The sequence below is a fragment of the Acinetobacter sp. CAU_H_29a_1 genome, from assembly GCF_058599505.1.
Genome location: NZ_CM178655.1, coordinates 1,376,872 through 1,389,604, shown reverse-complemented (window position 1 = coordinate 1,389,604; position 12,733 = coordinate 1,376,872). Strand labels below are relative to the sequence as shown.

Genomic DNA, 12,733 nt, shown 5'->3' with positions numbered 1-12,733 from the left:
CGTTTATCGCATTAATCCGCTAAATACAGCCAACCTTTCTCCACCAGCTGAAGTGGTTTAAATTTAGCTTCAAACATAAAAACCACCCTCAGGTGGTTTTTATGTTATCGATGTAAAATGAAAGTTTGATGAATTAGATAGACATGAGAGCCGAATAGCTAAGCGGTACTGAAAAGCTGACCAAAACTAATGATGCAGTCCGTTGTAAATTTTTTTGATTCAACCATGAAATTTTATTGGCCACCAAGACAGAGCCAATAAAACCCAAAACAATGCAATCGGTGCAATTAAACATAAAAATAGCCCCATATGCACCGTATAGGCTTGCAAACTTGACCATGCTACAGCTGGGAAAACGGCTGACGCAAATAATAGCGCTTTAGGATTTAACATGGTCGCACAAAAAAGCGCCTTCGCTGTAATCGATGGCTGATTTAGGTCAGCAGCAACAGTAGAGGTTTTCCATAATTTAAAGGCCAAGTAAATAATATAAGCCGCACTAAAAAGCTTCAAGATGGGTGGCAGAATAGGTAGAGATTCAGCAATAGAGTCAATTAAAACTCCCCATACGCTAATGGCAATAAAATAACCCACCACTTCTGCTGGAATCAATTTCAGGGATTTTTTAACACCCGTTTCAATGCCTGATGAGGCTAAAAGGGTATTTGTTGGTCCGGGTGTTAAAAGGATGGTAATGACCAAACTTACAAAAAGCCATGAAAACATTCACTATCCTTTTCCTCATAAAGTTGGCCAAATACTTCAATATTTCGTTTTATTTGTCGATATTTTAAATGTAAAAAAAATTTAATACAAAAAAACACCTTATAAAACAAATTCTTAATAGTCTATTTATCTAACATTAAGTAATAAACACAACTTGCTAAAGATCATCTGGACATCAGCAAAAATGCACTGCTAAACCGTAATCTTGTATTATTTTTATACAAATTTAAAAAACTCATTCTCTACTGCCCATACATTCAAATGATAGCTCGAAGTGTTCTCATCAAAAGTTTATAAAAGCTCTTCCTTCTCCATAAAGTGAATCATTCCTTATACTGAAATTTCAATATTGTTATGGATCAATGTGCAGTTAACACATCTTATATGCTCTGACTTAAAAAATTGAGATCCCGTCTTCTTCAATTTTTGACAATGGGCTATGCAAATCCGTCATCTTATGCAGCTATACGCTATAATTACGCCATATTTGCATAAAGCAAAACTGCTAGATCGATTACTAACTGTTTTCTATAGCCATTGCTGAATTTTGAAACATTGGAGATTTTTTGAGTGGAAAAGCCAATTATCATTTTTGATATGGACGGTACATTACTGGATCTTGCCTATGATGATTTTATTTGGAATCATCAGCTTCCTATCCGTTATGCTGAACAACACCAGTGCTCTTTAGAACAAAGTACTCAAGCGCTGTTTCAGTTTTATCAAACCCATAATCACACACTCAATTGGTATTCTACACGCTTTTGGACAGCCAAAGTCGGCGTAGATACACTCGCCTTACAGCAGGAATTTAAGCATAAAGTTGGGCTACGTGAAGGCTGCCTTGAACTTCTCGACTATTTAAAAAGTAACGGCTACCCTTGCTGGCTCGCCACTAATGCGGACTGCGAGGGACTCAAGTTCAAACTTGAACACACGAAACTGGCTTCATATTTCGATGTCATCATTAGCAGTGAAACTCTCGGTCATGCCAAAGAGTTTACTGAGTTTTGGCAACATCTACATAAACGCCATCCTTTTGCAGCCACACAGTGTTACTTTATCGATGACACTGAAAAAGTATTAAAAGGTGCTGAAAGTTATGGTATTCAAAACCTATTTACCATTGCTCAACCCTCATCACTAGGTCAAAGCAAGACATCCAGCCCTTATCCGATCTTAAATCAGCTCACCGATTTAATTCCTTATTTAGAGCAAGCTGAGGTCACGGCTAAATATGCGTAAATCCACTTTAGCGGAAGATGCTGTAGGCATGCGCATTGACAAATGGTTATGGGCAGCACGTTTTTTTAAAACGCGCTCCATTGCCAAAAATGCAATTGAAGGGGGCAAAGTTCACCACAATGGCGAACGTGTCAAAGTGTCGAGAGAAGTTCGAGTTGGGATGGAGCTCACCATACAGCAAGGTATTGACAAGAAAACCGTGGTGATCAAAGAACTCTCTGACGTACGTGGCCCTGCTCCTGTTGCTCAAAAATTATATGAAGAAACTGAAGTCAGTATTACACGACGGGAATTGATTGCAAGCCAAAGAAAGTTGCATAATCTAGCTCGACCTGATCATCGTCCAAGTAAAAAAGACCGACGTGATATCAGTAAGTTTAGACAAGAAAATGATCAACAATTTGACCAATATTGGTCTTATAATGATGATGAATGACATGCGTCATATTGTGTCGCACACGATCTGACTTTTATAGAAGATACAGACTAAATCTGTCACTATACTGAGCATATTCAGTAAATATCCGTGACATCGTTTTGAGGTTGTAAGATGGATGATAATAAAAGCAAGGCGCTCAATGCTGCGCTAAGCCAAATTGAAAAGCAGTTTGGTAAAAACACAGTAATGCGTCTTGGCGATAACACCGTACAAGCTGTTGAAGCGGTATCAACGGGTTCTTTGACACTTGATATTGCACTAGGCATTGGCGGCTTACCGAAAGGTCGTATCGTTGAGATTTATGGTCCTGAATCTTCAGGTAAAACAACCATGACTTTACAAGCGATTGCCGAATGTCAAAAAGCAGGTGGTACATGTGCATTTATCGATGCAGAACACGCTTTAGACCCACAGTATGCGCGTAAACTTGGCGTAGATATTGACAATCTACTGGTTTCTCAACCTGACCATGGTGAGCAAGCACTTGAAATTGCAGACATGCTGGTTCGCTCTGGTGCCATTGACCTCATCGTTGTCGACTCTGTTGCAGCATTGACACCACGTGCGGAAATTGAAGGTGAAATGGGCGACTCGCACATGGGCCTCCAAGCACGTTTAATGAGCCAAGCATTACGTAAAATTACAGGTAATGCAAAACGCTCAAACTGTATGGTGATTTTCATTAACCAAATTCGTATGAAAATTGGTGTAATGTTTGGTAGCCCTGAAACCACGACTGGTGGTAATGCGTTGAAATTCTATGCGTCTGTGCGTTTAGACATTCGTCGCGTAGGTCAAGTCAAAGAAGGCGATGAAATCGTTGGTTCTGAAACCAAAGTGAAAGTTGTCAAAAACAAAATGGCACCTCCATTCCGCGAAGCGCTCTTCCAAATCCTATATGGTAAAGGCGTCAACCACTTGGGCGAACTTGTAGACTTAGCTGTTCAACAAGAAATCGTACAAAAAGCAGGTGCTTGGTATTCATACCAAGGTGATAAAATCGGCCAAGGTAAAAACAATGTGATCCGTCACCTTGAAGAAAACCCTCAGTTGGCTGAAACCATTGAGAAAATCATTCGAGAAAAACTACTGACGACTGCAAACGCTGCGCCTGTAGAAGAGAATGAAGAAGAGCCAGACTTTTTAGATGCTTAATTAAAAGTATCGAAAAAGATTAAATATTATTACACGACATTTAGGCTTACACTAAGAACGCCCTACGGGGCGTTTTGTTTATTCAGATCTACTTCATACCCAATTATGCCTAATTCAAAATTTCCCAAACTCCTTGACTACGATGCTCTCAAACAACAATTTGGCGAGGAAGAATCCCTCGCTACTCAATACGGCCACACGCAGGTAACACAAGAAACTGATGATGCTTTAGATTTTGATGAAGAGAATCAACCCAAACCCACAGGTTTAACAGGTTCTCGTCTACGTTCTTATGCCTTTGCAGTATTAACACGTAAAGAATATTCAAAAGCAGAATTGATTGAAAAATTGGCCACATGGGCAATGCACCGAGAAGAAGTGATTACACTGGTTGAAGAGCTTTCAGCACAAAACTATCAGAGTGATCAACGCGTAGCTGAGATCATGCTATCGAGCCAAAAGCGTAAAGGCAAAGGCCCTAATCGCATTAAAATGGCGCTAAAAACCAAAAAGATTGACACTGGTTTAATTTTAGAAGAATTGAAAGAAACGGATTGGGTCGAACAAGCCTATCAACTCAAAGTTAGAAAGTATGGAACTGAGGTCGCAACAGATCCAAAACTAAAAGCCAAGCAAATCCGTTTTTTAATGTATCGTGGCTTTGAAATGGACGCGATTATGAAAGCGATTAATCGCAGGGTTGATGACTAATCACCATTCACTCTTGACCAAGCTATGCCCAAATCACCTTTATAAATATTGATCTTATATTCACACCCAACATTAACTACATGTAATCGTTAATGAATTATAACACTCTTAAATAAATATAAATCAAACTAAATTCAGAAAATCTTCAATATATACAAGACGAGTAAGATAAAAAATAATGCAATGATTTCTATTGCTTGAAATAATTTTCGATAAATTAAATGATCGCGATTTAACGTGATATTAAAATACATCACCTAAGAAAAAGTACAAATGCTAGAGAGCAAAAAGAGGTGCGGAATAGAGTAAATGAATCTTTAAAACAAAAGCTAAGGGTAAAGAGAATAAGAAATATACAAACCTAATAACAGTCAATGGAAAGATATTTTAAATTTGGTCTACATACAATATATTTGTATATTGATTATTATATTTTTAATAAATGAATATGGTGGCAACCCTACCAGCAAGCCTTCGGCACATCATATTTCTACTACCGTTGCTACCTTCCGGTCCTGGCGGGGTTCGTAGAATACAATTGCGAAGTAACCAGCAGGGCTACCATTGCAAGAACAGAGTATAGAGATTTTTCCCTAAGTTGCAAGCCTATAAACGACTTTTCAATAAGCATTTCATTCAATTGACTATTTATAAAACAAACTCAAGAAAAATCGCTCAATTATTAGTAACGACTAGGCTACATTCATTTACCTAAATATACGACAACAATGTAAAAGCTTATTGCAATTCATAACGTTGCCGTTTTTAATGGGGTAAATGAATTTTGTTTGATGTATCCCCCATCAAAGCCTTATAACACGGATATTTTATGATGCTAAAGAAGCATAGCCTATGTGCCCTCACCCTACTTTGCACAATGCCTGTTTTCGCCAATATTCCAATTGAATCTCGCGGCTTAAGCCAAGCAACGAACAATAGTGTCAATCCAACCAGCATCGCAGTAGACACAGGTGCGAGTGCAACAGCAACCAATATTAATTGGCAAATCATGCAAAAGAACCAACAATTAGAAAGTGATTTGCGTAGCTTACGCGGTAAACTTGAAGAACAAGACAATGAGATCGCTCAACTCAAACATGAGTTGGAAAACCGTTACGCTGACCTAGATCAACGCTTAGAGTTACTTCAACAAAAAGTAGATCCTGAAGCGAGCAATACAACGGAGGATAACCAACAGGATACTCCTCCCAGTAACACCACAATCACCAACGCCAGCAGTAGCACAACCGCGGCCGCAGTAAACAAAGCACCTATAGTGGTCAGTACTCAAAACACATCAGAACCATCTGAGCTAGAAAAAGCCGCGTATACTGTCGCATTGGATGCCTATAAGCAAGGTGGTGCGAAGAAAGCGATTGCACCCATGCAGAATTTTATTAAAAACAACCCCAACAGTGTTTACATCAGCAATGCATATTTCTGGTTAGCGGAATTTAATTTAGCGATTGAACCCACCAACTATGCAGAAGCAAAAAAGAACTACGGGATTGTGGCAAACCAATATCCAAACTCTTCACGCGCGCCTCGAGCCGTCTATCAACTCTACAATATTGCCAAAGAAGTGGATAAAAACACGACTCTAGCCAATCAATACAAAGCCAAACTCCTTAAGCAATATCCCAAGTCTGAAGAAGCCTCTTTCTTTAAGAAATAATTTTCCTATAGATATAAAAAAAGACACGCGAAGTGTCTTTTTTATCTTTGGAATAAGCTTAACGCACAATGCCACGCTCTGACTGTTCTAACGAGTCAATGAGCAACTGTGCTTCAGCAACTTCAGGCAAAATTTCTGCACGGATACGTTCTAAAGCCTGCTCTGTCGTTAAACCTTCTTTATAGATCAGTTTAAATGCAGTACGTAAACCTTGAATCACATTTTTAGACCAACCTTTACGACGCATGCCTTCAACATTCATCGCAAAAGCATGTGCAGGATTACCAGAAACCATCACATAAGCAGGGACATCTTTTACAATCAATGATGCACCACCAATCATGCTATAAGAGTCAATTTTACAGAATTGGTGTATACCCGAGTTACCGCCGACAATCACATAGTCACCTACATGAACATGGCCAGCCACGCCGACATTGTTTGCAAAAATATTATGATCACCGACCACACAGTCGTGTGCAATATGCGTATTCACCATTAAAAGATTATGGCTACCAATCTTGGTTATACCGTGATCCTGAACCGTACCACGGTGTAAACTACAATGCTCACGAATTTTATTATGGTCACCAATTTCTAACCAGGTTTCTTCACCTGCATATTTTAGATCTTGGCAGACCTCACCCACGCTTGCGAATTGGAAAATTTCATTTTGTTCTCCAATACGCGTATAACCACCGACCACCACATGCGAATGTAACTGCGTACCTGCACCAATAGTGACATTTGGACCAATAATACAATACGGTCCAATCTTTGCATCTGCTGCAATCACGGCAGATGCATCGATGATTGCTGTTGGGTGAATAAATTCGTTATTGCTCATGATTGCTCTATTTTCTGATGCGAAACCATAATTTCCGCAGATGCTGCTACTACACCGTCAACGGTGGCAATACAATTATATTTGTAAATACCACGTTTCTGCATGACCAATTCTGATTTTAACACTAATTGGTCGCCTGCAACGACTTGCTTTTTAAAGCGAACTTTCTCTGCACCTGCGAACAAGAACAAAGAACCTTCACTTGGTTTCTCATTGTTCATGATGAAACCAAGAATACCTGAAACTTGCGCTAATGCTTCGACAATCAAAACACCAGGCATAATTGGATAATTAGGGAAATGGCCTTGAAGGAACTCTTCATTAATAGACACATTTTTATACGCCACAATTCCATTTTCAGTCACATCAACAACACGATCGACCAATAAAAAAGGATAGCGGTGTGGTAAGTACTCACGAATAGTTTGAATCGTCATTGGCAATTCAGGTTTCGTGAAACTAGTAGAATTCGACTCAGTCATCATATTTCTATTTACGCAATTTAATTGTTGATTCAAGGGACTCGATTTGAGCCTGCATATGATCAAGTTTTTTTACCAATTGGGTCAATGGCACATCTGCTAATTGTCTTAAACGAACAACGGTGCGTTTCCACTTTTGATTTTCAAACAGTCCAATTCCTGAAGAATATGTTCCAGCCACAGAAATATTATTTGTGACCATTGACATTCCAGTTAAAGTGACATTATCAACAATATTTAAGTGCCCTGCAATTGCAGACCCACCACCTACGATGCAATTTTTGCCAATGGTTGTACTACCGGCTATTGCAGTATTGGCAGCAAAAGCCGAATTGGCACCAATTTTAGCGTTATGGGCGATTTGCACAAGGTTATCAATAATGACACCTTCTTCCAAAATTGTGTCATCCAATGCACCGCGATCAATACTACAATTTGAACCAATCCGTACATCATTTCCAATGATGACCGAACCCAATTGAGCAATTCGATGCCATTTCCCTTGATAAGGGGCAAAACCAAAACCTTCACTACCAATCACCGTATTGGCATGAATACGGACACGATCACCAATTTTGCATGACATCAGATTTACATGTGATTCAATTAAACCACCGCGGCCAATTTCAACACCATCATGTATGCTGACATGGGAATGGATAATCGTATCATCGCCAACAACGCAATTTTTACCAATGACTACATAATGACCAATATAAGCAGTATCTGAGATGATTGCAGAAGGATGTATCTGTGCAGTGCTTTCAATGCCCTGCTCAGTGTGTTTAACCTCAAAAGCATGGGTCAAAATCGCAAAGGCTAAATAAGGATTGGCAACAACAATAAAGTTTTGATGTTCAACCAAGTGATTTTTCAGATCTGCTGTAACAATGAATGCTCCAGCTTTAGACTGCAGTGCTTGCTCTAAATACTTTTCACCATTTACAAATGCAAGATGTCTAGATTCTGCCGAATCTAGACTTGCTAATCCCTTAAGGATTAAATCAGCTTGACCTACACACTCACCTTGGACTAAACGAGCAAGATCTTCTAAGCGGTACTGTTGAGGATTCATTGATTACTTAATTGCGTTAACCTTTTGAATCATTTTATCAGTTAAATCATACTTAGCGTCATAGGCAAGTGCTGAGTTTTTATTCAAAACAACATCTAATTGATTTTCTTTACGCAATTGTTCAGCAACTTGCTTCACACGACCATCAAATACAGTACGTACTTGCTGAATCGAGCTTTGCACACTGTTTTGCATGGTCTGTTGTAAAGTATTGAACTCGTTCATTTTGGTTTGATACTGAGTCACCATTTTTTGCTTATCCGCAGCGCTCAGCTTATCACCTGTTTGTAAGCGCTGTTGTAAGTCTTGAAGCTCTTTACTGAGTTGATCAAGCTTGGTACTTTGCGGTTGAATTTTCTGTTGAAAACTCGAATTTTGCTGTTTTAAATAGGTGCTATTTTCAACAACACGCTCAAGATCCACCACACCATAGCCAGCAGCATTCACCACTGTAGAAGTTAATGCTGTAAGTGTTAAAGCTGTAAGAAGTTTTTTCATATTTATATCTTTCATGTAGAGAAAAGGTCGACCTTAGAAGGTACGACCGATTTCAAATTGAATGTTCTTTGTCTCGTCGCCTTCTTTATCATTCAATGGATATGCATAGCTGAGAGACAATGGACCAATCATCGTAATCCAAGTAAAGCCTACACCCACGCTATAGCGCATGTTATCAAGCTCGAAACCGAAGTTATCTTTACAATATTGTTTACTTGCCTCACTTGTAGGAACGTCACATTGTGTATCAAAAACTTGAGCACCTTCAGCAAACAGTACAGGACGAACCTGACGTGTCCAATCACCCTTAAACGGTAAGGGTAAAGCCAGTTCCGTACCAAATTGTACTAGAGCATTACCACCGACTTCTTCGGGATCAAAGTTTTCTAATCCCGTATTTTCAGCATACACACTGTCATATTTAGGACCTAGAGTACTGTTGTCATAGCCCCGAACCGAGCCAAAACCACCGGCATAGAAGTTTTTATAGAATGGCAGATCATTACCATAACCCAACTTACCATAACCACGCAGTACAAAGCCCTTGCCTAACGGCTGGAAGGCTTGCGCATCATAAGTGATTTTTTGATATTCCACATCACTGCCTGGCAATGCAATTTCACCATTCACGCGATGTGACATACCCGATGTCGGGAACACGGGACGGTTTAACGTATTGTAAGACCAACCTAAATTTAAGTTATATGTTAGGTAATCTCCTGAAAAACGATCAGGTTTGGATTGCTTCGTACATGGATCAGCTGTATCTATACAATATTCTGACTTCCCAATCTCCTTACCATCATTTGCCAATAAATAATCACGAACATAAGTTGAAACACCATTACCTGTGGTCACTTCTGTCTGGTCAATATTTAAACCTGCGCTGACACTCTGGTTTTCATCAATTGGGTAACCAAAGTTAATACCACCACCAAAACTGTCCGTTACATAGTTATTGACGTTATAGTCTTCATCCAGCTTGGTTTTACGGTAGTACATATTATAACCGCGACGCACACCATCAATGGTGAAGTACGGATCGGTCACACTTAAATTATAATAATCTTGTGTTTCTGAACGGGATAAATCAATCGAAACGCTATTACCCGTACCCAGGAAGTTGGTTTGACTTAAGCCCGCCTGGAAGGTTACACCACCACTTTGCGAGAAACCAACTGCCAATGTACTGGTCCCTGAGTGCTGCTCTTCAACATTAATGTTTAAATCAACCTGATCGGCTGTGTTCGGAACACGTGCTGGTTTGATATCTACAGTTTTAAAGAAACCTGTACGCTCTAAACGAACTTTCGATAAATCAATTTTCTCATTACTTGCCAGCGCACCTTCCATTTGGCGCATTTCACGACGTAATACTTCATCCGCAGTTTTCGTGTTGCCGGTAAAGTTAATACGACGTACAGTTACTTGCTGACCTGGATTCACATAATAATTTAAATCCACCAGATGAGTTTCTTTATCAATCTGAGGCACGACGTTCACTTCTGCATAGTAATAACCCGCATTACCGTATTTACGTAGAAGCAACTGCTTAACCGCATTCACTTTTTCTTGTGAATAGATATCGCCATCTTTATAAATTTGTAAAGCTTTCAGCTCTGCTGGGGTGTATAAAGCATCGCCCAAAAATTTGGTTTCGCCAAATTTAAACTGTTCGCCTTCATCCACTGAAACTTCAACAAAAATATTCTTTTTATCTTCACTTAAATTTAAGCTTGAGTGATTAATATTAAAGTTGATATAGCCTTTGTTTAAATAAAGCGCACGTAAAGACTCTAAGCTTGCAGCCATCTTTTCACGTGCATAACGGTCATTACGTGAAATAATGGACGTCCAACCACTTTCTTTTACCGCAAACGCTTGTTCAATTTCGCTTTCTTTAAATACGGTATTACCAATAATATTGATATCTACAACTTTTGCAGCCTTACCTTCAACAAACTCAATAGTAAGGTCTACACGGTTGTTCGGCTTCGCTGTTGTCACAACTTTTACATCAGCATCATAACGACCTTGCTGCATGTACTGCTGTTCAAGCTCAGACTCAACCGTTTGTAGCGCTGATTTTTTCAGCACTTCACCTTCGGTGATTCCCATCTTCTTCAAGCCTTCTTCCAAGGCCTCTTTAGGAATGAGTTTATTACCTTTAAATTCAACTTTAGAAATTAGTGGGCGCTCGACAACTTTGAAAACCAGCGCATCACCCTGCTTTTCTGTTTTAATGTCATCAAACAAACCTGTTGCATATAAACTACGAATGGCATTGGCAAGTGCTGCATCGCTCACACGATCCCCACTATTCAACGGAATCATTCCATAGACATTTGCTGGCGTTAAACGAACAAGTCCATCAACCTTAATATCACGTACTATATAATCTTCTGCTGCATATACTTGTTGTACTGTTGCCATAGCACTGATGAGCGCCAAAGGCATAAATAAATGTGTGTGCTGCATGCCAGTTTTTTCCGATGTAAAATTTAATTCCGTATCTACGCTTTTTTACAAACGCATAAAATCATTGAATAGTGCCAAAAGCATCATACTTCCGAGCAATACCATACCAATTTTTAAACCAACCAATTGTATTTGTTCAGAAACAGGTTTACCACGTATTAGTTCTATAAAATAATAGACCAAATGTCCACCATCAAGCATAGGAATAGGCAATAAATTTAATATCCCTAAACTTACACTCATCAGTGCCATAAATGAGATAAAAGTTTGCCAACCCATTTCCGCACTTTGTCCTGCGACTTTGGCAATCGTGATCGGTCCTGATAGGTTGTCTAGACCAATCAAACCGCGCACCATTTTTACAATCGAGTTCAAAATCATACTCGAAAGTTGACCAGTTTTATCCACCGCCATCATGAAGGCTTCGGCAGGATTATATTGTATCGTTTGTTTATATTCTGTAGGAATACTGATTTTCCCAGGGTCACTTTGCACACCTAAGACACCAGAAACCTTGCCCATATTGTCGCGTTTACCTTGTGGCATCACTTCAAGTTGTACCAATTGATTTTGACGAAGCACATCAATTTTTAACAATTTCTCAGGCGAGGCTTGAACCACTTGTACCACATCAAACCAATCATTCATCTTGATGCCATCAATCGCGACAATTTTGTCACCTTGTTGCATACCCTGACGAATGGCTGCACCATCTTCGCTCAACTTAGTCACGACCGCAGGAATTTTAGGTCGATAAGGCGTAAAACCCAGAACATCAAGCGGAGACTGTGTTTGATCTTTCAAGAAGTTTTGAATAGGCAAACTAAATGTCTTAACTTGTCCCGCACGTTCGGCCTGGATTTGGATTGATCCCGTTTCACCTACACGATCAACCAAGGCAAAATTCAACTTTTCCCAAGTGGGTGTCGTTAAGCCATCAACAGCGGTAATTTTATCGCCCACTTGCATTTGAACTTGTGCTGCAGATGTATTAGGTAGCACTTTACCCACACGTGTATTCAACTGCTCTTGTGCAGGCAAAAACAAAATCCAAAACAGAAAGATTGCAAATACCAAGTTAATCAATGGGCCAGCCGCAACAATTGCGATACGCTTCCAAGGTGATTGACGATTAAATGCTTTGGGCACATCCTCTTCAGCAACATCGCCTTCACGCTCATCCAGCATTTTGACATACCCCCCTAAGGGCAATGCTGAAAGCTGATATTGAATACCAGACTTTTTAGACGTCCACTTTAAAACCGTTGGTCCAAAACCAATGGAATAAACTAAAACTTTTACGCCCAATTTACGCGCAACAAAATAGTGCCCAAACTCATGTATTGCAATAAGTGGGCCTAAAAGCAAAATTGCCGCAACAATCATAAACAAGGCGCTCATG

The 12,733-nt window shown here is 39.6% G+C and carries 11 protein-coding genes, 1 other RNA gene and 1 pseudogene; 5 read left to right on the top strand and 8 right to left on the bottom strand.

Annotation, left to right across the window (positions count from 1 at the left end):
- Positions 1-133 precede the first annotated feature (133 nt).
- Positions 134-726, bottom strand: a pseudogene (locus AC4MDD_RS06870) (LysE family translocator).
- Between the two features lie 570 nt (positions 727-1,296).
- On the opposite strand from AC4MDD_RS06870, the gene AC4MDD_RS06865 reads away from it, so the two are divergent.
- The 4 genes from AC4MDD_RS06865 to AC4MDD_RS06850 all read left to right on the top strand — a co-directional run bounded on the left by AC4MDD_RS06865 (position 1,297) and on the right by AC4MDD_RS06850 (position 4,276).
- A complete protein-coding gene (locus AC4MDD_RS06865) occupies positions 1,297-1,971 on the top strand; it encodes an HAD-IA family hydrolase (RefSeq protein WP_491882450.1) in 675 nt (224 codons plus the stop codon).
- Complete coding sequence (locus AC4MDD_RS06860; protein ID WP_004696588.1) at positions 1,964-2,407, top strand: RNA-binding S4 domain-containing protein; 444 nt, start codon at positions 1,964-1,966, stop codon at positions 2,405-2,407. Before AC4MDD_RS06865 ends, AC4MDD_RS06860 begins: the two co-directional genes overlap by 8 nt.
- Positions 2,408-2,521: 114 nt before the next feature.
- Positions 2,522-3,565 (top strand): recombinase RecA, encoded by a 1,044-nt coding sequence (gene recA, locus AC4MDD_RS06855; protein ID WP_005401034.1) that lies wholly within the window; start codon positions 2,522-2,524, stop codon positions 3,563-3,565.
- A gap of 105 nt (positions 3,566-3,670) precedes the next feature.
- Complete coding sequence (locus AC4MDD_RS06850) at positions 3,671-4,276, top strand: regulatory protein RecX (RefSeq protein ID WP_491882449.1); 606 nt, start codon at positions 3,671-3,673, stop codon at positions 4,274-4,276.
- A gap of 458 nt (positions 4,277-4,734) precedes the next feature.
- Here AC4MDD_RS06850 and ffs read toward each other — a convergent pair.
- An RNA gene (gene ffs / locus AC4MDD_RS06845) (signal recognition particle sRNA small type) lies at positions 4,735-4,831 on the bottom strand.
- 274 nt (positions 4,832-5,105) lie between these two features.
- Here ffs and AC4MDD_RS06840 point away from each other — a divergent pair.
- Positions 5,106-5,951: a YbgF trimerization domain-containing protein gene (locus AC4MDD_RS06840; RefSeq protein WP_491882448.1), complete on the top strand. Its 846-nt coding sequence runs from the start codon at positions 5,106-5,108 to the stop codon at positions 5,949-5,951.
- Positions 5,952-6,009: 58 nt separating this feature from the next.
- On the opposite strand, the gene lpxA is transcribed toward AC4MDD_RS06840, so the two are convergent.
- From lpxA to rseP, 6 genes are read right to left on the bottom strand one after another with little or no spacing between them, the layout of a single operon-like run.
- On the bottom strand, positions 6,010-6,798 hold the full coding sequence (lpxA, locus tag AC4MDD_RS06835; RefSeq protein WP_078388772.1) for an acyl-ACP--UDP-N-acetylglucosamine O-acyltransferase: 789 nt from the start codon (positions 6,796-6,798) through the stop codon (positions 6,010-6,012).
- Positions 6,795-7,280, bottom strand: coding sequence for a 3-hydroxyacyl-ACP dehydratase FabZ (gene fabZ / locus AC4MDD_RS06830; RefSeq protein ID WP_010326983.1), 486 nt, complete (start codon positions 7,278-7,280; stop codon positions 6,795-6,797). The genes lpxA and fabZ overlap by 4 nt, the downstream gene beginning before the upstream one ends.
- Before the next feature lie 7 nt (positions 7,281-7,287).
- On the bottom strand, positions 7,288-8,355 hold the full coding sequence (gene lpxD / locus AC4MDD_RS06825; RefSeq protein WP_491882447.1) for a UDP-3-O-(3-hydroxymyristoyl)glucosamine N-acyltransferase: 1,068 nt from the start codon (positions 8,353-8,355) through the stop codon (positions 7,288-7,290).
- 3 nt (positions 8,356-8,358) lie between these two features.
- Positions 8,359-8,853 (bottom strand): OmpH/Skp family outer membrane protein, encoded by a 495-nt coding sequence (locus tag AC4MDD_RS06820; RefSeq protein WP_491882446.1) that lies wholly within the window; start codon positions 8,851-8,853, stop codon positions 8,359-8,361.
- 33 nt (positions 8,854-8,886) lie between these two features.
- A complete protein-coding gene (bamA, locus tag AC4MDD_RS06815) occupies positions 8,887-11,331 on the bottom strand; it encodes an outer membrane protein assembly factor BamA (RefSeq protein ID WP_491882445.1) in 2,445 nt (814 codons plus the stop codon).
- A 45-nt stretch (positions 11,332-11,376) separates the two neighbouring features.
- Positions 11,377-12,732: an RIP metalloprotease RseP gene (gene rseP / locus AC4MDD_RS06810; protein ID WP_491882444.1), complete on the bottom strand. Its 1,356-nt coding sequence runs from the start codon at positions 12,730-12,732 to the stop codon at positions 11,377-11,379.
- Position 12,733: the final 1 nt, after the last annotated feature.

What these genes read in the sequence shown, in the direction of transcription:
- AC4MDD_RS06860 (WP_004696588.1), top strand. Translation starts at nt 1,964, where the DNA reads ATGCGTAAATCCACTTTAGCGGAAGATGCTGTAGGCATGCGCATTGAC.
- recA (WP_005401034.1), top strand. Translation starts at nt 2,522, where the DNA reads ATGGATGATAATAAAAGCAAGGCGCTCAATGCTGCGCTAAGCCAAATT.
- AC4MDD_RS06850 (WP_491882449.1), top strand. Translation starts at nt 3,671, where the DNA reads ATGCCTAATTCAAAATTTCCCAAACTCCTTGACTACGATGCTCTCAAA.
- AC4MDD_RS06840 (WP_491882448.1), top strand. Translation starts at nt 5,106, where the DNA reads ATGATGCTAAAGAAGCATAGCCTATGTGCCCTCACCCTACTTTGCACA.
- lpxA (WP_078388772.1), bottom strand. Translation starts at nt 6,798, where the DNA reads ATGAGCAATAACGAATTTATTCACCCAACAGCAATCATCGATGCATCT.
- fabZ (WP_010326983.1), bottom strand. Translation starts at nt 7,280, where the DNA reads ATGACTGAGTCGAATTCTACTAGTTTCACGAAACCTGAATTGCCAATG.
- lpxD (WP_491882447.1), bottom strand. Translation starts at nt 8,355, where the DNA reads ATGAATCCTCAACAGTACCGCTTAGAAGATCTTGCTCGTTTAGTCCAA.
- AC4MDD_RS06820 (WP_491882446.1), bottom strand. Translation starts at nt 8,853, where the DNA reads ATGAAAAAACTTCTTACAGCTTTAACACTTACAGCATTAACTTCTACA.
- bamA (WP_491882445.1), bottom strand. Translation starts at nt 11,331, where the DNA reads ATGCAGCACACACATTTATTTATGCCTTTGGCGCTCATCAGTGCTATG.
- rseP (WP_491882444.1), bottom strand. Translation starts at nt 12,732, where the DNA reads ATGAGCGCCTTGTTTATGATTGTTGCGGCAATTTTGCTTTTAGGCCCA.